The sequence below is a fragment of the Rhodococcus sp. NPDC077669 genome (genome assembly GCF_040686915.1).
GTDB lineage: Bacteria > Actinomycetota > Actinomycetes > Mycobacteriales > Mycobacteriaceae > Rhodococcoides > Rhodococcoides fascians.
On the sequence record NZ_JBFBMD010000001.1, the window covers coordinates 109,041 to 130,471 of the forward strand.

The window sequence follows — 21,431 nt, forward strand, 5'->3', positions numbered from 1 at the left end:
TCCCACCGGTCACAGTAGGGTTGATCCATGCTGCACGACGCCTCCGACGACACGCCCGCCATCGCCGTATGGCCGGGATCCCCTTATCCACTGGGAGCGACCTACGACGGAGCAGGAACCAACTTCGCCTTGTTCTCCGAGGTCGCCGAGGCCGTGGACCTGTGCCTGATCGCCGAGGACGGTACCGAAACTCGTATTCGTTTCGAGGAGTCCGACGGCTATGTGTGGCACGCGTACCTGCCCACGGTGGTGCCGGGACAACGCTACGGCTACCGCGTCCACGGGCCGTGGGATCCGGCTGCCGGACATCGTTGTGATCCCAGCAAGTTGCTGGTCGATCCTTACGGAAAAGCATTCGAGGGGTCGTTCGACGGAGACCGATCGCTCTTCTCTTACAACATCGACATCCCGGCCGCCGAACCCGAGCCCGTGGAGTCCACGGACTCCGCAGCCGCGGATCCACTCGACGCCGACGGCGGGTTCGAGGACGCGGCGGATCTTGCCGATCCGGACGGCGAAATCGTCGACGAGGCACCGATCGCCCACGACGACGAGCCGAACAACGATTTCCCTCAGCACGATTCGCTGGGGCACACGATGACCACTGTGGTGATCAACCCCTTCTTCGACTGGCAGGCCGACCGCGCACCGAAGAGGCCGTATCACGAGACGGTGATCTACGAGGCCCACGTCAAGGGCATGACGATCACCCATCCGGACATCCCCGAGGCCGAGCGCGGCACCTATGCCGGTCTGGCACATCCGGTGATCATCGAGCATCTGCAGCACCTGGGCGTCACCGCGATCGAGCTGATGCCGGTGCACCAGTTCATGCAGGACCAGGTACTTCTGGACAAGGGACTGCGAAACTACTGGGGCTACAACACCTTCGGATTCCTCGCGCCTCATGCGGAGTATTCCTCGCATCAGTCGCCCGGTGCCGCGGTGACCGAATTCAAGGCGATGGTCCGTTCTTTCCACGCCGCCGGCATCGAGGTGATCCTCGACGTGGTCTACAACCACACCGCCGAGGGAAACCACATGGGCCCCACCATCAGCTTCCGCGGCATCGACAACGCGGCCTACTACCGACTGGTCGACGGCGATCTCGAGCACTACATGGACTACACCGGGACGGGCAACAGTCTCAATGCTCGACACCCACACACGCTGCAGCTCATCATGGACTCGCTGCGCTACTGGGTCACCGAGATGCACGTCGACGGATTCAGGTTCGACCTCGCATCCACCCTTGCCCGTGAACTGCACGACGTGGATCGACTGAGCGCGTTCTTCGATCTGGTGCAACAGGACCCGGTCGTCAGCCAGGTGAAGCTGATCGCCGAGCCGTGGGATGTCGGCGAGGGCGGATACCAGGTGGGTAATTTCCCCGGTCTGTGGACCGAGTGGAACGGCAAGTACCGCGACACCGTTCGCGACTACTGGCGCGGTGAGCCCGCGACGCTGGGCGAGTTCGCGTCCCGCCTGACCGGATCGTCGGATCTCTACGAGGCGACGGGCCGTCGCCCCGGTGCCAGCATCAACTTCGTCATCGCGCACGACGGCTTCACCCTCAACGACCTGGTCTCGTACAACGACAAGCACAACGAGGCCAACGGCGAGGACAACAACGACGGCGAGAGCCACAACCGGTCGTGGAACTGCGGCGTCGAGGGTCCGACCGACGATCCCGAGATCCTCGATCTGCGTGCCCGCCAAATTCGAAACATCATGGCCACGCTGCTGCTCAGCCAAGGCACGCCGATGATCGCGCACGGCGACGAACTCGGCCGAACTCAGCAGGGCAACAACAACGTCTACTGCCAGGATTCGGAACTGGCGTGGATGGATTGGTCCCTGGCCGAGACCAACGCCGACCTGATCGAGTTCACCCGCAACGCAATTGCGCTGCGCAACGAGCACCCGGTGTTTCGCCGTCGCCGATTCTTCGAGGGCAGGCCCATCCGATCGGGCGAACAGGCACGTGACATCGCCTGGCTCACCCCCGCAGGCGAGGAGATGACTCCCGAGGACTGGGACAGCGGTTTCGGCAAATCGCTTACCGTGTTCCTCAACGGTGAGGGCATTCCCGAGCCGAATCAGCGCGGGGAGCGGGTGGTCGACGACTCGTTCCTGTTGTGCTTCAACGCACATCACGAGACGATCGAATTCGTCACCCCGGACGGAAACTACGCCAAGGAATGGACGGTCGCCCTCGATACGGCAGCGCGCACGGGAGCGGGTGAGAAATCGATCGAAGCGGGTACACCGGTGGAGGTCACCGCTCGATCCCTACTCGTTCTACGAAAGACTGCCTGACTCATGCCGCTGCCCACCAGCACATACCGGTTACAACTGCGGGGCGATGCCTTCACCCTGGCCGACGCCTCGGACGTGGTCGACTACCTGCACGACCTCGGAGTGAGCCATCTCTATCTCTCGCCGATACTGACCGCGACCGACGGTTCGACGCACGGGTACGACGTCACCGACACCTCGAGCGTCTCCGCCGCCCTCGGCGGGCGAGATGCATTGACTCGCTTGCACACTCGGGCTGCCGAGGTGGGCATGGGGATCATCGTCGACATCGTTCCCAACCACGTCGGGGTGGAGGATCCACGACAGAACGCGTGGTGGTGGGACGTTCTGCGGCGCGGTCGTGACTCGGAGTTCGCCACCTACTTCGACATCGACTTCGCAGCGGACAACGGAGTGGACGGCAAGATCGCGATCCCCGTGCTCGGCAGCGCGAGCGATGTCGCCGAGCTCACCGTCGACCGCTCCGAGGACGAGCCTCTGCTGGCGTTCTACGAGCACCGCTTCCCCATCGCCGACGGTACCGACGGCGACGACGCCCAGGCCGTGCACGACCGTCAGGCCTACCGCCTCGTCAGTTGGTCCGCCGGGCTGATCGGCTACCGGCGCTTCTTCTCGGTGAACGGCCTGGCCGGTGTCCGGCAGGAAGACCTCGACGTCTTCACCGACTCGCATCGCCAGGTGGCGAGCTGGATCGAGGACGGGCTGATCGACGGTTTGCGCGTCGATCACCCCGACGGCTTGGCCGATCCTGCCGGTTATCTGACCGAGCTACGCGGGCTGCTCGGTCCCGACCGCTGGCTGGTGATCGAGAAGATCTTGGCCGACGGCGAACCGTTGGACGAGTCGCTGCCCGTCGACGGCACGACAGGGTACGACGCGTTGGCGGCCGTGGGCGGGATATTCGTCGACCCGGAAGGGGCGCCGGCACTGACCGCACTGTCTCAGGTGCGCTCCGGCATCGCCTACGACGACGAGACGTTGCACGAGACAGAACTCGATCTCAAGACCGCTGTCGCGCGCGGCGACCTGTCCCCCGAGGTGCGACGCCTCGCCCGCGCCGTGGTTCGTGAATCGGGTACCTCCATCGAGCTCGAATCGGTGATCGACGCCATCGTCGCCGTTGTTGCCGCAGTTCCGGTGTACCGCACCGACTACGCGCCGCTGGCCGGTGTGCTTCCGGGTGTCGTCGCCGCCATCGGTGAAGAGCAGCCGGAATTGGCCGGCGGTCTCGACGCTCTGACAACCGCCTTGATCGCCGGTACCGAATCCCCCGTGCGTTTCGATCAGGTGTGCGGTGCCGTCACGGCCAAGGGCGTCGAGGACTGCCTGTTCTACCGCGCCAACCGGTTGATCTCGCTGCAGGAGGTCGGCGGCGATCCCGCTCGGTTCGGTTGCAGCCCAGCGTACTTTCATCTGAAGAACGCCGACCGCGCGAAGCGCTGGCCCGCCGCGATGACGACACTGTCCACGCACGACACCAAACGCGGTGAGGACGTGCGGGCGCGTATCGGCGTGCTCTCGCAGACGCCGGAGCTGTGGGCCCGGTCCATCGCCGATTGGGAGGAGCTGACCCCGAGCCCCGACGGCACCACCGGGATGTTCTTGTGGCAGAACGTCTTCGGTGTCTGGCCGGTCGACGGGGTGATCACGTCGACCCTGCGGGAACGGCTACACGCCTACGCCGAGAAGGCCATTCGCGAGGCCGCTCTCCGTACCACGTGGACCGATCCGGACGAAGATTTCGAGACTGCCGTTCACAACTGGCTCGACGCAATTCTCGACGGTCCGGTGGCACGTTCGATGACTATGCTCGTCGAAAAGCTCTCGCCCCATGGACACTCCGATGCACTCGGGCAGAAGTTGCTCACACTCGTCGGTCCCGGAATCCCGGATGTGTATCAGGGCACCGAGCTGTGGGAGGACTCGCTCGTCGACCCCGACAACCGCAGACCCGTCGACTACTCGGTACGCCGGTCCGTTCTGGCCGGACTGAACGGATCCGCGCCGTCGGTCGATACCGGTGCTGCGAAGCTGGCCGTGGTTCGTTCCGCGCTGACGGTACGACGCGAACGGCCTGCGAGCTTCGTCGGCGGTAGTTACACGCCGATCGTCGCGGACGGGGCCGCGGCCGAGCATGTCGTCGGATTTGCCCGAGGTCCGTTGCCCGGCAACTCCGATGTGGTCGCGCTGGCCACGAGGCTGTCCCTCGGTGTGGCCGAGGCAGGGTGGGGCGAGACATTCGTGACACTGCCCGACGGTCGGTGGCGCGACCGCATCACCGACGTCGAACACAGCGGGACCGTTGCGGTCGCCGAGCTGTTCGCCTCCCTGCCGGTTGCACTTCTGGTGCGCAACAACGAAGGAGAGTCAGCACGATGACATCCTCGACCACTACATCCCCGGCCACGACATCTTCGGCCACCACCCGTGAATTCGCAGTATGGGCACCGACCCCGGAACGAGTACGTCTGCAACTGGACGACTCGGTCCACGACATGGAGCAATCCTCGGACGGCTGGTGGCGAGCAGAGGTGGCCGCCGCCGCGGACAGTCGCTACGGATTCCTCCTCGACGACGCCGAGAAGGCGCTGCCGGATCCACGCTCGCCTCGGCAACCCGACGGTGTGCACGAATTGTCCCAGGTGTTCGAGGTCGATCCGTCGTTGTGGACCGATTCCGCATGGACCGGTCGTCAACTCCCCGGATCGTCGATCTACGAACTCCACATCGGCACCTTCACTCGCGAGGGAACGTTCGACGCGGCGATCGACAAGCTCGATCACCTCGTCGACCTCGGCGTGTCTTTCGTCGAAATCATGCCGGTCAACGGATTCAACGGCGTGCACAACTGGGGCTACGACGGCGTCCTCTGGTACACCGTGCACGAGGCCTACGGTGGCCCGGAAGGGTTGCAGCGCTTGGTCGATGCATGCCACGGCCGCGGGATCGGTGTGGTTCTCGACGTCGTCTACAACCATCTCGGCCCGTCCGGCAACTACCTGGAACGCTTCGGTCCCTACATGACCGAAGGGGCCAACAGCTGGGGCCAGGCGATCAACTATGCCGATGCAGACTCGGGCGAGGTGCGGCGCTACGCCCTGGACAACGCGTTGCGCTGGTTCTCCGAGTTCCACATCGACGCGTTGCGTCTCGACGCGGTGCACGCCATCGTCGACCACACCGCTGTGCATCTCCTCGAGCGGCTCTCGATCGAAACGCGCACCCTGTCAGCGCATCTCGGCCGTCCACTGACCCTGATCGCCGAGAGCGACCTCAACGATCCGTCGCTGATCACGGCACGGTCGGGTGGCGGCTACGGACTCGACGCACAGTGGGACGACGACATTCACCACGCGATCCATGCTGCGGTCTCCGGCGAACGGCAGGGCTACTACGGCGACTTCGGGTCCTTGCAGGGCCTGGCGAACACGGTGCGGCAAGGCTTCTTTCATGCCGGAACGTACTCCAGCTTCCGCGGCCGAATCCACGGGCGACCATTGGACACCCGCCGCATTCCCGCCAGCTCTCTGGTGGCCTACACGACCACCCATGATCAGGTCGGTAACCGTGCGATCGGAGATCGCCCCGGCTTCTACCTCTCCCCCGGACAGCTCGCGATCAAGGCAGCTCTGGTACTCACCTCGCCCTACACTCCGATGCTGTTCATGGGCGAGGAATGGGGAGCGTCGACTCCGTTCCAGTTCTTCACCTCGCACCCCGAACCCGAGCTCGGCAAGGCCACGGCGGAAGGACGCAAAGCCGAGTTCGCCGCACACGGGTGGGACAAGAGCGACATCCCCGACCCACAGGATCCCGAGACGTTCACACGATCGAAATTGAATTGGTCGGAACTGGGCGACGGCGACCATGCCCGACTGTTGGCCGTCTATCGAGACCTACTGGCCCTGCGCCGCGAGCGGACCGAACTGACCGACCCGTGGCTCGATCACGTGAAGGTCGAGTACGACGAGGACGCCCAGTGGATCGCGATTCGCCGCGGCCGCGTCAGCGTGGTGTGCAATCTGTCCGAGTCCGCGGTGACGGTGCCGGTCGGCGGCTCCACACTGCTCGAGTGGGAGCCGACGACCTCGAACGACACCGGGTCTGCCACCACGGTTCCCGGTCACTCCTTCGCGGTGCTCGAATCCTGATGAACCCGTAGGTTCACCAGCACGAACACGGCGGTGACCGCAAGGACCACCGCGGTGGCGACGGCCGCAACGTGCATGCCCGAGACGAACGCGGCATGCGCGGAGTCCAGGAGGACCGTCGCCACCGAGTCCGGTAGCTCACGGGCCACCGCGTCTGCGCCGCCGAGCGTTTCGGCTGCTCTGGCACCGAGCTCGGGTGTGAGCTGCGAGGTGTCGATCCCGCGTCGGAAGATGGCCATGACGACCGTGCCGAGGATCGCCACTCCCAGCGCGATGCCCAGCTCGTACGCGGTTTCCGAGACCGCGGACGCAGCCCCAGCTCGTTCGGGTTCGACGGCGCTGACCACGAGGTCGGACGTCAGAGTGAGCGCGAAGCCGACGCCGGCACCCACCAGGACGAATCCGGCGATGAACAACGCCGGGCTGGTGTCCGTGCCGAGACCGACCAGGATGCCCGCGCCCGCAGCGGCAGCGATCATGCCTGCGCCGAGGACCGTGCCTGCGGTGAAGTACCGAACCAGAACCGCCGCGAGCAATGAGGTCACGATGCTGGCGGCCGTGCCCGGCAGCAACAGCAGTCCGGCTTCGAGCGGGCTGTTGCCCAGGACGAGCTGCAGGTACTGCGAACCGAAGAACAGCACGCCGGCGAGTGCGAACACGGACAGGAAGTTCGTCGCCACACCCGTCGAGAAGGCACGGTTGGCGAACAGCCGGATGTCGATCATCGGGGCGTCCAGAATTCGCTGCCGCCGCACGAACACCACACCGGCGATCATGCCGACGACGGCGGAGACCACGTAGGCCGGGTGAAGGCCGTGCGCTGCGATCTCCTTGACCGCGAACACGATCGGAACGATAGCGAGCATCGACAACGCCGAGCTGGGGAGGTCGAAACGGCCCGGGTTCGGATCCTTGGACTCGGGAATGACCAACGGCCCCAGCGCGATCAGCGCAATCATGACGGGAATGTTGATGAGAAACACCGAGCCCCACCAGAAGTGCTCGAGCAACCACCCGCCCACGAGCGGACCGGCGGCCGCGCCGCCGCCAGCCATTGCGCCCCAGACGCCGATAGCGGTCACCCGTTGGCGCGGATCGAGGAAGATCGTGCGAATCAAGCCGAGAGTGGCGGGCATCAAGGTCGCGCCGGAGATACCCTGCAGAACTCGCGCCGCGATGAGCATCTCCGGGCTGGTCGAGACAGCCGCAACGAGAGAGGCGATTCCGAAGCCCGCTGCTCCGATCAGCAGTAGGCGACGCCGACCGATCCGGTCACCGAGCGTGCCCATCGTGATGAGCAAGCCGGCCAGTACGAACGAGTACACGTCGATGATCCACAGCAGCTGATTGCTCGACGGTGCCAGATCGGCGCTGACGAACGGCAGGGCGAGATCGAGCACGGTTCCATCGACCGCGATGAGAAGGACGGCAAACGCGAGCACCACCAAACCGAGCCAGTCACGCGCGGTGGCCCTGGAGGCCGATCCGCCGTCGATCTCGTGCACCGCACCGGTCCGCACGTCGCTCACCATGACTCCATTTCGCCCGCCCGGTCCGCGACCGGGCACATTCTCGATACCAACCGTCCAGCCGGTACAGCTCCGAAGACTACCTCGAACCGTCCAGCCGGTAAAGTGAGTTTCATGTCATCTGACACACGCGACCGAATTCTGGATTCGCTCGAGACATTGCTTCTCGAACACGGCATGACCAAAGTGACCCTGGACAGCGTCGCCGCCGCCGCCGGGGTATCGAAGGGCGGCTTGCTGTACCACTTCAAGACCAAGGACGCTCTGGTCGCTGCCATGGTCCGGCGGCTCGCCGTTCAGGCCGATCAGCAGCGAGCCGACGCCGGCGCAGGTGGCACCTCCGTGGCGGAGTGGTATCTGCAACCACCCGATTGCATTTCGGAGAAGGAAATCGCGCTCTACCGCTCCACGCTGGCGGCACTGCGCAGCGTCGACGGAAACTCCGGTGAGGTGCAAGACGCCGTCACGGACATGATGCAGCAGTGGGACGAGGGCTTACGGACCGAGATCGACGATCCGGTGCAGGCCGAGATCATCCGACTCGTCGGCGACGGGATATACCTCGGAGCCGTCCTCGACCTGCCCGCCGTCGACCCCGAACTGCACAAGCAGGTGGTCGACCGCCTGCTGGGTCGGTGACTCAGGTCAAGTAGCGGTAGACGGGCGAACCCGGCTCCAGCTGCTCCACCTGAAGGTGCGAGGACCGCATACGTTCGAGGAGGGCCGAAAGGCCGTGCGCCGCACCGAGTTGGATGCCGACGAGCGCGGCACCGGTCTCCCGGTTGTTTCGCTTGACGTACTCGAACAAGGTGATGTCGTCCTCGGGCCCGAGTACCTCGTCGAGAAAGCGACGCAGTGCGCCGGGCTCCTGCGGAAAGTCCACGAGGAAGTAGTGCTTGAGGCCGAGGTGGACGAGCGATCGTTCGAGAATCTCGCCGTACCGTGAGACGTCGTTGTTTCCCCCGGACACCAGGCACACGACGGTACTTCCCGGTGCGATGTCGAGGTGCTCGAGCGCGGCGACCGCCAACGCGCCTGCGGGCTCGGCGATGACCCCTTCGTTCTGGTACAGCTCGAGCATTGCGGTACAGACCGCGCCCTCGTCGATCTGGGTGATCAGGAACGCACCGGGGCCGGAACTTTCGAACACCGGCGCGGTGATCAGGGGCAACGATGCATGGGACACCACCGTCGCGCCCAACGACCGCAGCGCCGAGTACGGAACATCGCCGATGCGCCGGACCGCAGCCCCGTCGACGAACGGATCGATATCCGACAGCGTCACCGGCCCACCAGCAATCAACGCAGCGGTCATCGACGCAGCACCGGATGGTTCGACGCCGACCAACGATGTCTGCGGAGCGCGCTCACGCAGGTAGCTCGAGATACCCGCGATGCAGCCGCCCCCGCCGACGGGCATCACCACCACATCGGGTGTGCCGCCGAGCTGATCGACGATTTCCTTGGCGATCGTCCCTTGGCCCGCCACCGTTCGTGGATCGTCGAACGGCGGGACCATGGTGGCCCCGGTGCGGGCCACGTCCGCGGCGGCCGCCGCAGCTGCGGCGTCGAACGTGTCGCCGATGACGATGAGCTCCACGAAATCGCCTCCGTGGACCCTGATCCGGTCACGCTTCTGCTTGGGGGTGTTGGCCGGCACGTAGATCCGACCTCGCACCTGCATGGACCGACAGGCGAATGCCACACCCTGCGCGTGGTTACCGGCACTCGCCGTGACCACGCCGACGCTGCGCTCGGCATCGGTCAGCTGATCCATCAGGTTGTAGGCACCGCGGATCTTGTACGAGCGGACGATCTGCAGGTCTTCGCGTTTGAGGTAGACCGTCGCTCCGGTCTCTGCCGACAGGCGCTCGCACAACTGCAGGGGTGTCGCGGCGACCACCGAGGAAATTCGCATCGCAGCTGCATCGATGTCGGCCGCGGTGACGGCTACCGACGAAGGGTGCTGGGAGGCGAGCTCAGGTGATGAAGACACCAGCACATGCTGCCACCAGCGTGGAACGGTCACCCACTCGGGACCGTTCCACGGGCAGGCCGATCGTGCTCAGGCGCGCGCGAGGACGAACACCGGGATCTCCCGGTCGGTCTTCTTCTGGTAATCCGCGTAATCGGGGTAGACCGCGACCGAGCGCTCCCACCACACGGCTTTCTCGTCGCCGGTTACCTCCCGAGCGACGTAATCATGCTTTTCGGGTCCGTCCTGCAGCTCCACCAGCGGCTCGGCTTTGACGTTGAAGTACCAGACGGGATGCTTCGGCGCACCGCCGAGGGAGGCCACGATGGCGTACTCCCCATCGTGTTCCACCCGCATCAACGGCGACTTGCGCAGCTTTCCGCTCTTGTTTCCCTTGGTGGTCAGCAGCACGACCGGCATCCCGTTCATCGTCGTGCCTTCGGTTCCGCCCGAGTTCTCGTACAGCTCGGCCTGCTTTCGGGCCCAGTCGGATGAACTCGGTTCGTATTCTCCTGTCAATGGCATGGTTTCAGTCAACACCCACGACCGCCGAGACGCCACCGAATCTCGATCGTCGCAGGTCGGAACCGCGAGTTCGGTGGACCGAATCTTTGCGTGGGTATAGTCTGAACTTCACCCGCCGGACACCCGAATCATCGAACCGGACGGGCGTACCCGAGGAGGACGCGATGACCTACACGAGCAACCAGGTGAGCCGTCGAACTGTCCCCGTTCTGCGCACGGTCGATGTCGCCGGAGTCGAATGGCCTCTGTACAAGCTCGAGTCATCGGCGATCGGGCTCGTCGTGTTCGTCGCCACCCTCGCGCTGGTCGGATCACTGCAGGCAGCCGTCCTCGGCGGCGCAGCAGTCGCAACCGCCGCGTGGTGGACTCTCCGATTGACCGAGGTCCACCCCGCCCGGACCGGCTCACCCCGTCAGGCAGCCGGGCCCCAGTAGCGCCTTCAGGTCTCCCATCAACGCCGACGTCGGCGTCACCCGCAGACTGTCGTCGAGCTTCATCGTGGTGATCTTGTCGCCACTGACCAGACGTAGATGCACGTCCGAGGTCCCAGGGTGGCTGATCAACACCCGCTTGAGCGCGCCGACCTTGTCGGCCGTGCACAGTCTCGTCGGCAAACTCACCGCGAGCGGCTTGTCGATACCGATCGCCGAAAGATCCGGCACCGCAAGATCGTTCGCAATCAACGACACCCGGTCGTCACGCACCGACACGCGACCCTTGACGAGCACCACCGAGTCCTCGGTGACGTCGGCACCGAACACCGAGTAGGCCTGCGGGAAGAACAGCACCTCGATGCCGCCGGCAAGGTCCTCGAGCTGAGCCGACGCCCACGTCAGACCGTTCTTGTTGATCCGCCGGTTCACCGAGGCCAGAATTCCGCCGACGGTGACCTGGGTGCCGTCCTTGATGTCCCCTTCGAGAATGGTCGGGATGTTGCAGTCGGACTTCGCGGCCAACATGTGCTCGACACCGAGCAGCGGGTGACCCGACACGTAGAGACCGAGCATCTCGCGTTCGAGGGCCAGACGGTGCTTGGACTCCCACTCCTCGTCCGGCACGCGGACGTTGAACACCGAGGAAATGGACTCGTCGGCGTCCTCACCGCCGAACAGATCGAACTGTCCGATCGCCTCGGCCTTCTTGGTGCCCATCACCGCATCGATCGCGTCGGCATGGATCAACATCAGACCCTTGCGCGGATGATCGAGAGAGTCGAAAGCGCCTGCCTTGATCAGAGATTCGGTGACCTTCTTACTGCACGCGATCGCGTCGATCTTGCCCAGGTAGTCCGAGAAATCCGTGTATTTGGACTTCTCCGACCGCGCTCTGATGATCGATGCGACCACGTTCGTGCCGACGTTGCGCACCGCGCCGAGACCGAATCGGATGTCCTTGCCCACCGATGCGAAGTTGAGCTCGGATTCGTTGACGTCCGGTGGCAGCACCGTGATGCCGAGCTTGCGGCAGTCGGCCAGGTAGATCGCGGCCTTGTCCTTGTCGTCACCGACACTGGTGAGCAGGCCGGCCATGTACTCGGCCGGGTAGTTGGCCTTGAGGTACGCAGTCCAGTACGAGACCAGGCCGTAGCCGGCCGAGTGCGATTTGTTGAACGCGTAGCCGGCGAACGGCAGCACGGTGTCCCACAGCGCCTTGATCGCGGCCTCGGAGAAGCCGTTGTCCAACATGCCCTGCCGGAATCCGGCGTAGGCCTTCTCGAGCTCGGAGAGCTTCTTCTTTCCCATGGCACGACGCAGCAGGTCGGCTTGGCCCAGGGTGTACCCGGCGACCTTCTGCGCGAGCTGCATGATCTGCTCCTGGTAGACCACCAGGCCGTACGTCTCGCCGAGAATCACCTTGAGCGGCTCTTCGAGCTCGGGGTGAATCGGCTTGACCTCCTGCCGCCCGTTCTTGCGGTCGGCGTAGTCGTTGTGCGAGTTCATGCCCATCGGACCCGGGCGGTACAGCGCGAGCACGGCGACGATGTCCTCGAAACCGGTGGGCTGCATGCGGCGCAGCAGGTCTCGCATCGCGCTGCCGTCGAGCTGGAAAACACCGAGAGTGTCTCCGCGAGAAAGCAATTCGAAGGTCGCCGGATCGTCGAGCGGCAACGCGTCGAGATCGATGTCGATGCCGCGGTTGGCCTTGATGTTGTCGATCGCGTCGCCGATGACCGTGAGGTTTCGCAGACCGAGGAAGTCCATCTTCAGCAGGCCGATGGCCTCGCACGACGGGTAGTCCCAGCCGGTGATGATCGCGCCGTCCTGGGCCCGCTTCCACACCGGGATGGCGTCGGTGAGCGGCTCCGAGGACATGATGACCGCGCAGGCGTGCACGCCCGCGTTGCGGATCAGGCCTTCGAGGCCCTTGGCCGTCTTGTAGATCGTGGCCACGTCGGGGTTGGAGTCGATGAGCGCTCGGACCTCGACGGCCTCCTTGTAGCGCTCGTGCGACGGATCGGTGATGCCGGCCACCGAGATGTCCTTGGCCATGATGGGCGGCGGCAGAGCCTTGGTGATCTGATCGGCGATGCCGAAACCGGGCTGGCCGAACTGCACACGTGCGGAGTCCTTGATGGCAGCCTTGGTCTTGATGGTGCCGAAGGTGATGACCTGCGCAACCCGGTCGCTACCCCACTTCTCCGTGGCGTAGCGCACCATCTCACCGCGACGACGATCGTCGAAGTCGATATCGATATCGGGCATCGAGACGCGCTCGGGGTTGAGGAATCGCTCGAAGAGCAATCCGTGCGGGAGCGGATCGATATTGGTGATGCCCATGGCGTAGGCAACCAGGGATCCGGCGGCGGAACCACGGCCCGGTCCGACGCGGATGCCGACCGCTTTCGCGTGGTTGATGAGGTCGCCGACCACGAGGAAGTAGGCCGGGAAGCCCATCTCCAGGATCACCTTGATCTCGTACTCCGCTCGCGCGAGGTAATCCTCGGCCGGACCGTCGGGGAACCGACGTTCGAGTCCGGTCATGACCTCGTGCCGCAGCCACGTTCCCTGCGTGTATCCCTCGGGAACCGGGAAGATCGGCATCCGGTCGCGGTGCGCCCACACCTCGTCGTAGGGCTGGACTCGCTCGGCGATGAGGAGCGTGCTGTCGCAGGCACCGGGTACCTCGTCGTCCCAGAGGGCACGCATCTCGGCAGCGGACTTGAGGTAGTAGCCGTCGCCGTCGAACTTGAAGCGCGTGGGATCGCTGAGCGTCTTACCGGTCTGGATGCACAGCAGAGCCTCGTGGTTCTCGGCGGCGTCCTTCGTGACGTAATGGCAGTCGTTGGTGGCCAACGGCGGAATGGACAGCTTCTTGCCGATGTCGAGCAGGCCTTCGCGGACTCGTCGCTCGATGGACAGACCGTGGTCCATCAACTCGAGGAAGAAGTTGTCCGGTCCCCAGATCTCCTGCCACTTGGCCGCGGCCTCGAGTGCTTCGCGGTCCTGGCCCAGACGGAGGCGCGTCTGAACCTCACCGGACGGGCATCCGGTGGTGGCGATGATGCCCTCGGCGTGCTGAGCGATGATCTCCTCGTCCATGCGGGCCCACTTGCCGAGCTGACCCTCGATGGACGCCAGCGAAGACAGCTTGAACAGATTGCGCACGCCGGTCGCGTTCTCCGCCACCATCGTCATGTGCGTGTACGCACCGCTACCGGAGACGTCGTCGGACTTCTGGCTTCGGTCGCCCCACAGCACGCGCTTCTTGTTGAACCGGGATTCGGGAGCGATGTAGGCCTCGATGCCGATGATCGGCTTGATGCCGGCCTTCTTGGCCTCGTTGTAGAACTCGCTGGCTCCGTACATGTTGCCGTGGTCGGTCATGCCGACCGCCGTCATCTCCAACCGCGCCGCCTCGGCGAACATGGCCCCGATCTTGGCGGCACCGTCGAGCATCGAATATTCGGTGTGGTTGTGCAGATGAACGAACGAATCGGCCACGAAGGTTCTCTCCTGAAGGTCGTGCGTTTTCGAAAATACGAGCCGCGAATGCACCCACTCTAGGCGGTGGAACCGACAGATTTTTCAGGCCGACGGTGTGTCCTGGGAGGACGTGACGGGTGTGACGAACGAGACTGAAGTTGCCTCATTCGGCGGGAACCGGCCCGTCGTCCGGCAGCGGCCCGACGACGTCGATGTGCTCCGGAAGCAACGGCTCGACGGCGAACTTCCCGGACACCGCGTCGGGCGGAAGTGCCTCCACCGCCCGCACCCCGTCGCGGCCTGCCACCTCGCTCAACTCGGCCGCGGTGCCCCGCACGACCACCGTCACCACGCATGCGCATCCGCTCAGCAACCGGCGCTGCGACACAGCGTCTATCTGAGCCTGCCGGTCCTCCACGCCGAACGATTCCTGGATCTGGCCGGCAGCGCGCGCGGTCGCATTCAGTATCGACCGTTCACTGCCGGGAACACCGACCGTGAGGATCGGAGTTTGCACGCGATCGAGCGGTACTCGAAAGAGCACCATCGAGATGCGCACGCCGTTCGCGGCGGCGTAGGCCTGTTCGGCGGTGAGTTCGCGATCGAACGACACCGATCCCCAGCGAGGTTCGGCATCGTTGCCGAGCAGACTCGCCTCGGCGCGAGCCAGGTAGTCGGTCACCTGCTCGCCGCTCTCCGGGCCGAGCCGGTCGGTGCCCACGCGCAGCTGCCGTTGCGGGTTCAGATGGCCGACGACGGCCAGGCCACCGACCACCAGAGCGATCGTGACGACGACACCGACCACACCCGAGACTCCGCGCATCACGCCTTCCGGAGCACCTCGAGAGCGTGTTCGAGGTCTGCCGGGTACTTGCTCTCGATCTCGACCCAGCGGCCGTCGGACGGGTGCGCGAAGCCGAGCGAACGCGCGTGCAGCCACTGACGTTCCAGGCCCAACCGTTCGGCCAACCGCGGGTCGGCCCCGTAGGTCAGGTCGCCGCAACACGGGTGCCGCAGCGCCGAGAAGTGCACGCGGATCTGGTGCGTGCGACCGGTTTCCAGGTGGACGTCCAGCAGGCTCGCGGCCTGAAAGGCCTCGACCGTGTCGTAGTGGGTGACGCTGGGCTTGCCGTCCGCGCGGACGGCGAACTTCCAGTCGTTGCTGCCGTGCCGTCCGATCGGAGCATCGATGGTTCCACTGCTCGGATCCGGATGTCCCTGCACCAGGGCGTGATAACGCTTGTCGATCGTACGAGCCTTGAACGCCCGCTTGAGCACGGTGTATGCCCGTTCGGACGTCGCGACCACCATCACCCCGGACGTTCCCACATCGAGTCGGTGCACGATGCCCTGACGCTCGTGCGCGCCGGACGTGGAGATTCGGAAACCGGCGGCCGCGAGGCCGCCGATGACGGTCGGCCCGGTCCAGCCCACACTGGCGTGCGCGGCGACGCCCACGGGCTTGTCCACGGCCACGACGTCGTCGTCGGCGTAGAGAATCTCCATCCCTTCCACCGGCTCGGCCTCGATCGTCAGCTCACGTGCAGGTTCGGGCAGAGTCACTTCGAGCCACGACCCACCCGAGAGGCGATCGGACTTCCCGACGGCACTGTGATCGACCAGCACCGAGCCCTCTTCGGCCAAGGCTGCGGCGACCGTGCGCGAGAGCCCGAGAAGTCGCGCCAGGCCGGCGTCGACGCGCATGCCGTCCAAACCGTCGGGCACCGGCATGGAACGCGATTCCCTCACGAGTCGGCCTTCTGCGGGGCATCGGACGTGGACTTCGTCACCCGTTCGCCGTTGGGCTCGAAACCGAACAGGCTGAGCGCGACGAGCAGGATGGCCCCGCACACGATGGACGAATCGGCGACATTGAACACCGGCCACCATCCCACCGATACGAAATCGACCACGTGACCCTGGAACGGGCCCGGTGCGCGGAAGAACCGGTCGATCAGGTTCCCCAGAGCGCCGCCGAGAACCAGCCCCAGACCCAGCGCCCACCACGGCGAACGCAGCGTTCGACCGATCTTCACGACCCCGATCACCACGGCCACGGCGACCAGCGTCAACAACCACGTCATTCCGGTGGCCATGGAGAACGCCGCTCCGGGATTGCGCACCAGCCGCAGTGTCACGACGTCGCCGATGATCTCGATCGGGTTTCCAGGCTTCACGTAGTGCACCACCACGATCTTCGTGATCAGGTCGAACAGCAGAATCACTGCCGCGATCGCCACCAGGAGTCGGGTACGCAGAGGTGCGGCGGGCCGAACCGCAGCACTGTCGGCACCGGACACCTGCTCGTCTGCAGCCTCGTGGAGGTCGGGGGTTGCACTGGTCTCGGTGGTCGGATCGTCGGGTCGGTCGTCACTCACCCGTCCATCATGGCGCATCGACAACCGTCGGTCCGCATCCGAGCCGCGTGGTAGCGGTCTGCGCACCCGGTGTCATCAGTAGCCTGGTGCCCGTGAAGTCGACCGATCGCACCCGCACCGTCCGCTCCGGCTTCGTGGCCGCCTCCTGCGCAGTGGCTCTACTGGCCGGATGCTCGAGCGGTGATTCGGATCCCGCACCCGAACAGACCCCGTCTTCGAACGAGGTCACGATCGCGGTGACGCCCACAACCACCACCGTCGTCGATCCCGGTAGCGAGCCACGGCGCGCGCTCACCTTCGACAGCTCCGACACGGACGCGCAGAACCAGAGCGTCGACCTCACCACCACCTCGACCGTGCAACAACAGATCAATGCTGCTGCGCCGCAAGACTTCTCCAGTCCGGAACTGACCGTGCCACTGACTGCCTCGGCGTCCGACACCGTCCCGGACGAGGACGCGTCGAGCGGGGCCACCACCTCCGTCGAGCTGACCATCGGAGCCGCGACGTCACCGGACGCGGGACTGACCGACGCACTCTCCGCATCCGAGGGATCGACTGCGCGATTGGCCAGGACCGATTCCGGAGCGATCACCGCCCTACACATCACGCCGGCCGACGATGCCCTCGATACCGCCCGCGCCGCGATCGAACGCTCCTTGAACGCGGCGGTGTACCGATCCATCGACTTTCCCGACGAGGAAGTGGGGGTCGGCGCGGTCTGGACCGTCGATCAGCAAGTGCTCAGCGGCATCACACTGAACCAGCGCACCACGGTCACCTTGCGTGCACTCGACGGCGACCGCGCGACCCTCGACGTGGCCATCACCCAGACGCCCGAATCGTCGGTGTGGAATCTGCCCGACAATGCGGGCACGCTCAACATCGCGTCCTACACCTTCACGGGCGCGGGAACACTCGATGTCGATCTCTCCCGACCACTTCCGGTCGGAGGTTCGATCACCGCAGGCGGCGAGCAGATGTACACCGACCCCGACAGCACCACGGTGCTCCGGCAAACCGTCGGCGATTCGATCACCTGGACCGCCCGATGACGCGCGCTGCCACCCGGGTACTGGCGACGTTGTCGATTCTCGGGATCGCTGCTGCCGCCGGATGCAGCACGGACGAGCCTGCCGAAACGGCCGCGCCTGCCGTCACCACCGTCGCGGCTCCCGACCCGCTGCGCAGTCCGCCCATCACCGACCCGGCGGCGCTGACTGCCGCGATGCTGGGGCTCGCAGACCTGCCGGACGGCTTCTCCTCGATTCCCGATCCGGTTCGAGATCTGGGATTGGATCCGGCGCCGGAGTACGACTCGCCTGATCGCTCGAGCACCGACCCGGCCGAGTGCGCCGCCGTCCTCGCGCCGGTATCGCAACAGCAGGCCGGAGCCGCGTCGAGCGCGGTGGTCCGCTTCTCCGGTCCGAATTTCTCGTCGATCGACGAGGACGCGGCGAGCTATCCCGTGCCGGGAGCCGCCGAGGCTTTCGCGAACATTCAGCGAGCGTGGGCCGCGTGCTCGACGTTCACCGGAACCGACGCGGACGGTATCGGCGTCGACTACTCGGTGGCGGGGCGTGACCAAGCGACCGTCGGCGACGCGTCCGCATCGATTCGACTGACCACCACGAGCGAGGGCTTCACGCTGGTCTCCGACGTCGTGGTGGCGGTGGTCGACTCGACCGTGGTGCAGATCGTCGTCTCCGACCAGAGCGGACTCGAACCGGAGACCGTCACCGCCGTCGCGGGGTCGGCAGCGGATCGCATTCGATCGGCCGTGCCCAGCGCCTGACCGCCGTCCCTACGCAAAACAAACTGCCGGTGACGCCCACTCGAAAGAAGGCGTCACCGGCAGTTCGCGGTTGGTCAGAGACGATCGGCAGGACTCAGGGTGCGGGGCACGCCGGGCTGGTCAGCTGCGCGAGAGACACGATGCCGCAGGCGTTCTCCTTGGAGAGCTTCCACACACCGTCCTCGGGGACGAACTTGAACGTGCCGGGGTTGGCCTGGCCGTTGAGGGTGATAGTGATGCCGGCGTTGAGCTCACCGGTGCCCAGATCGTCGATGCTGGTGATCTCGATCTGTGCGTTGTTGGCCACAGCAGCGGCGGCAACCTGGTTGATCAGACCCGGATCCTCGGACGCACCCTGGATCAGAGCAGCCTTCTCCTCGACCGGAACGTTGGGATCGAGTCCGCGGTTGAGCTCGGTGTTGAGCTGCTCGACGGTGGGCACCGGCGGGTAGTCCCCGCCCGCGGGTGGCGCGGCGGTGGTGGTGGCAGCCGTCGTCGTCGTGGCAGTCGGCTCGTCGCCGCCACCGGAGCTGCAGGCAGACATCGTCAGTGCACCGGCAATGGCGATACCGGCAACCATGGCCCGTCGGGTGTTGCGAAGCTTCAAGTGCTTGTCCTTTTCACTCTGAGTCACGTATCGATCGTTCTGTGACTCGTCGGTCGTCTGTATGGGGGTCGTCTCGGACCGAGTCCACTATGTCAGCTCGACTCGCCCGAGTCACAACGCGAAGGGCATACCTGTGAAACCTCACAGAGTTTCCTCAGCCGCGCCACAACTCACGCCAAGCTGTCCAGAACATCGGCCACGACCAGGTCGGTGTCCGATTCTGCAAAGGTGCGGGCCGTTCCCGGACCGGTGGTCCGTGTCTCGAAACGGACCGTCACCACCGAGTGTCCCGCGCCCTGCACCCACCCGTGACCGTACCGAACATGCCGAACGTCCATACCCGGTTGCCACCGCGGACCGTCCTCGACCACGGCGAGATTCGCGGCCTCCTCCGTCGCGGGTAACGGCTCGTCCGGGACCGGAGCAACCGGCTCGTACTCGAGTTCGGGGAACAACGATCCTTGCCGAACCGCGGACAGACCGGCGAGCCCTACACCGACGAGCCGGATCGGTCCGACATCCACCGGATCGACCGCCAACCGCTGAGCAGTGGCCACGATCGTCTGCTTGTCCACCGTCGCGTAGGGCAATGTCGCCGATCTGGTGATGATGCTCATGTCGGACTTACGCAACTTGAGCACGACCGTGCGGGCCCCCCGGCCGTCCTTCAGCAACCGGCGATGAGTCGACTCGACGATGGACTCGATCGCCGGGCGTAGTTGAACGAGAGTCGTCAGGTCGTTCGCGAACGTCGTCTCGGCACTGACCTGCTTGGCCTCGGCCCGCTCGGCCACCACCCGGTTGTCGATGCCGCGCGCCAGCTGATGCAGGCTCGGGCCCATGGTCGCGCCGAGAATCGACGCCACCTCCGACTCGGGCGTAGCCACGAACTTGCCGATGGTGTCGATCCCCAAGCGGTGCAACCGTTCTCCGGCAACAGGGCCGATCCCCCACAACTTGCGCACCGGCAGATCGGCCATCAACTCGGCCTGGATGCCGGGCGCTACCACCGTGATTCCATCGGGTTTGGCCAGACCCGACGCGATCTTGGCGATCTGTTTCCCGGACCCGGCACCGATGGAGGCGACGAGCCCGGTCTCTGCCAGTACCAGCGCCCGCAGATCGGCACAGAAGCGCTCGACCTCGGCGACCGTCGCGCCCGCCAGCTCGAGCGGCTCGCCGAAGGCCTCGTCGATCGAGAGCTGTTCCAGCACGGGCATGCGCACCCGAAGCGCCTCGAAGGCACGTCTGCTCAGCTCCGAGTACAGCGGGAAGCGCGGCGGCAGGACCACTGCGCTCGCACCGACGAGTCGACGGGCCTGATGCATCGGCATCGCCGAACGAGCCCCGAACGCCCGGGCCTGATAGCTGCACCCGGCCACCACGCCTCTGCCGCCTGCACCGCCGACCAACACCGGCCGACCCCGCAGCGTCGGCCGCGTCAGCTGCTCGGCGGACGCGAAGAACGCGTCCATGTCCAGATGCAACACCCAACGCCGGCTCCGCAGAGTCCGATCGACACTGTCGGGCATGGTCAACGACGGCCGTCGGGCGGCTCGGACGGGGCGTCGGCACCGAAGCCGAGCACACGTGCGGCCCGCTCCGGTCCGGGATCGGACCACCGTGCGGAGTACTGCTCCGTCGTGGTCAGCGACCGTGTGTGCGCACGATCGATGTACAGCGTGCCGGCGAGGTGATCGCTCTCGTGGGCCACGATCCGTGCGGGCCAGCCACGCACCACCTCGTCGATCTCTCGGCCGGTCTCGTCGGTGCACAGAAGCCGGACTTCCGCGGCGCGGGTGACGACGGCCTGATACCCCGGCACACTGAGGCAGCCCTCGTAGAACGAGGCCGTGCGTCGCCCTACCGGGGTGTACCGAGGATTGATCAACGCTCGGAACGACAACGGGGTGCGCTCCCGGACCCGGGCGACGCCCTCCGCGACATCGAAGAGATCCTCGATCACCGCGATCTGCAACGGAATTCCGATCTGCGGTGCAGCAAGGCCGACACCGGGCGCATCGTGCATCGTCGCACGCATCACCTCGATCAACTCCATCAACACATCACGCTCGAGCTGGCCGGTGTAGCGCAGCGCCGGGGCACGCAGCACCGGATGGCCGGCGGCGACGATGGGAACGACGCCGCCGCGAGCCTCGGAGAGACGCTCGTGGACGGCATCGACCACCTCCTCCTCGGTCACGACGACCCGGTGCCCCTCGCTCATAT

General features: G+C 65.5%; 17 protein-coding genes. 7 read left to right on the plus strand and 10 right to left on the minus strand.

Translation table 11 applies throughout. The features are described from left to right. Nucleotides 1-27 precede the first annotated feature (27 nt). Genes glgX through treZ form a run of 3 tightly spaced genes read left to right on the plus strand, consistent with a single transcriptional unit; the run spans nucleotide 28 to nucleotide 6,470 of the window. Entirely contained in the window at nucleotides 28-2,319 is a 2,292-nt protein-coding gene (glgX, locus tag AB0P23_RS00540; protein ID WP_032374340.1) for a glycogen debranching protein GlgX, read from the plus strand. A 3-nt stretch (nucleotides 2,320-2,322) separates the two neighbouring features. Then, the gene (gene treY, locus AB0P23_RS00545) at nucleotides 2,323-4,698 is read left to right on the plus strand and encodes a malto-oligosyltrehalose synthase (protein WP_363796561.1); all 2,376 of its coding nucleotides are present in this window, start codon (nucleotides 2,323-2,325) and stop codon (nucleotides 4,696-4,698) included. Next, the gene (gene treZ, locus AB0P23_RS00550) at nucleotides 4,695-6,470 is read left to right on the plus strand and encodes a malto-oligosyltrehalose trehalohydrolase (RefSeq protein WP_363796563.1); all 1,776 of its coding nucleotides are present in this window, start codon (nucleotides 4,695-4,697) and stop codon (nucleotides 6,468-6,470) included. Before treY ends, treZ begins: the two co-directional genes overlap by 4 nt. Here treZ and AB0P23_RS00555 read toward each other — a convergent pair. Then, the gene (locus AB0P23_RS00555) at nucleotides 6,443-8,002 is read right to left on the minus strand and encodes an MFS transporter (RefSeq protein WP_363796565.1); all 1,560 of its coding nucleotides are present in this window, start codon (nucleotides 8,000-8,002) and stop codon (nucleotides 6,443-6,445) included. The two genes, treZ and AB0P23_RS00555, sit on opposite strands and share 28 nt — an antisense overlap. Before the next feature lie 111 nt (nucleotides 8,003-8,113). On the opposite strand from AB0P23_RS00555, the gene AB0P23_RS00560 reads away from it, so the two are divergent. Then, complete coding sequence (locus AB0P23_RS00560; protein ID WP_032374344.1) at nucleotides 8,114-8,638, plus strand: TetR/AcrR family transcriptional regulator; 525 nt, start codon at nucleotides 8,114-8,116, stop codon at nucleotides 8,636-8,638. 1 nt (nucleotide 8,639) lies between these two features. Here the strand turns inward: AB0P23_RS00560 and ilvA are convergent, their stop codons facing one another. Together ilvA and AB0P23_RS00570 are read right to left on the minus strand one after the other, a co-directional pair. Further along, on the minus strand, nucleotides 8,640-9,995 hold the full coding sequence (gene ilvA, locus AB0P23_RS00565) for a threonine ammonia-lyase IlvA (RefSeq protein ID WP_283550172.1): 1,356 nt from the start codon (nucleotides 9,993-9,995) through the stop codon (nucleotides 8,640-8,642). 69 nt (nucleotides 9,996-10,064) lie between these two features. Continuing rightward, a complete protein-coding gene (locus AB0P23_RS00570; protein ID WP_027497325.1) occupies nucleotides 10,065-10,499 on the minus strand; it encodes a nitroreductase family deazaflavin-dependent oxidoreductase in 435 nt (144 codons plus the stop codon). Between the two features lie 164 nt (nucleotides 10,500-10,663). Between AB0P23_RS00570 and AB0P23_RS00575 the strand changes: the two genes are divergently transcribed. After that, nucleotides 10,664-10,933 carry a hypothetical protein gene (locus AB0P23_RS00575; RefSeq protein WP_052061425.1) on the plus strand — a complete coding sequence of 90 codons (270 nt, stop codon included), beginning with the start codon at nucleotides 10,664-10,666 and terminating at the stop codon, nucleotides 10,931-10,933. Here the strand turns inward: AB0P23_RS00575 and dnaE are convergent. The 4 genes from dnaE to lspA form a co-directional block, all read right to left on the minus strand. Then, a complete protein-coding gene (gene dnaE, locus AB0P23_RS00580) occupies nucleotides 10,904-14,440 on the minus strand; it encodes a DNA polymerase III subunit alpha (RefSeq protein ID WP_027497326.1) in 3,537 nt (1,178 codons plus the stop codon). The two genes, AB0P23_RS00575 and dnaE, sit on opposite strands and share 30 nt — an antisense overlap. Nucleotides 14,441-14,585: 145 nt before the next feature. Beyond that, a complete protein-coding gene (locus AB0P23_RS00585) occupies nucleotides 14,586-15,245 on the minus strand; it encodes a hypothetical protein (RefSeq protein WP_032399983.1) in 660 nt (219 codons plus the stop codon). Continuing rightward, the gene (locus tag AB0P23_RS00590; protein WP_027497328.1) at nucleotides 15,245-16,171 is read right to left on the minus strand and encodes an RluA family pseudouridine synthase; all 927 of its coding nucleotides are present in this window, start codon (nucleotides 16,169-16,171) and stop codon (nucleotides 15,245-15,247) included. Before AB0P23_RS00590 ends, AB0P23_RS00585 begins: the two co-directional genes overlap by 1 nt. After that, nucleotides 16,168-16,800, minus strand: a complete 633-nt coding sequence (gene lspA / locus AB0P23_RS00595) for a signal peptidase II (protein WP_032399982.1) — start codon at nucleotides 16,798-16,800, stop codon at nucleotides 16,168-16,170. Before lspA ends, AB0P23_RS00590 begins: the two co-directional genes overlap by 4 nt. Nucleotides 16,801-16,892: 92 nt before the next feature. On the opposite strand from lspA, the gene AB0P23_RS00600 reads away from it, so the two are divergent. Both AB0P23_RS00600 and AB0P23_RS00605 read left to right on the plus strand, forming a co-directional pair. Continuing rightward, a complete protein-coding gene (locus tag AB0P23_RS00600) occupies nucleotides 16,893-17,855 on the plus strand; it encodes a hypothetical protein (RefSeq protein WP_230593425.1) in 963 nt (320 codons plus the stop codon). Beyond that, complete coding sequence (locus AB0P23_RS00605) at nucleotides 17,852-18,595, plus strand: hypothetical protein (RefSeq protein ID WP_032399981.1); 744 nt, start codon at nucleotides 17,852-17,854, stop codon at nucleotides 18,593-18,595. Before AB0P23_RS00600 ends, AB0P23_RS00605 begins: the two co-directional genes overlap by 4 nt. A gap of 94 nt (nucleotides 18,596-18,689) precedes the next feature. Here AB0P23_RS00605 and AB0P23_RS00610 read toward each other — a convergent pair whose 3' ends face one another. From AB0P23_RS00610 to AB0P23_RS00620, 3 genes are all read right to left on the minus strand, one after another. Then, entirely contained in the window at nucleotides 18,690-19,175 is a 486-nt protein-coding gene (locus AB0P23_RS00610; protein ID WP_174557287.1) for a hypothetical protein, read from the minus strand. A gap of 197 nt (nucleotides 19,176-19,372) precedes the next feature. Then, entirely contained in the window at nucleotides 19,373-20,734 is a 1,362-nt protein-coding gene (locus AB0P23_RS00615; RefSeq protein WP_052061424.1) for a DNA polymerase IV, read from the minus strand. Nucleotides 20,735-20,736: 2 nt separating this feature from the next. After that, entirely contained in the window at nucleotides 20,737-21,429 is a 693-nt protein-coding gene (locus tag AB0P23_RS00620) for a peptide deformylase (protein ID WP_363796569.1), read from the minus strand. Nucleotides 21,430-21,431: the final 2 nt, after the last annotated feature.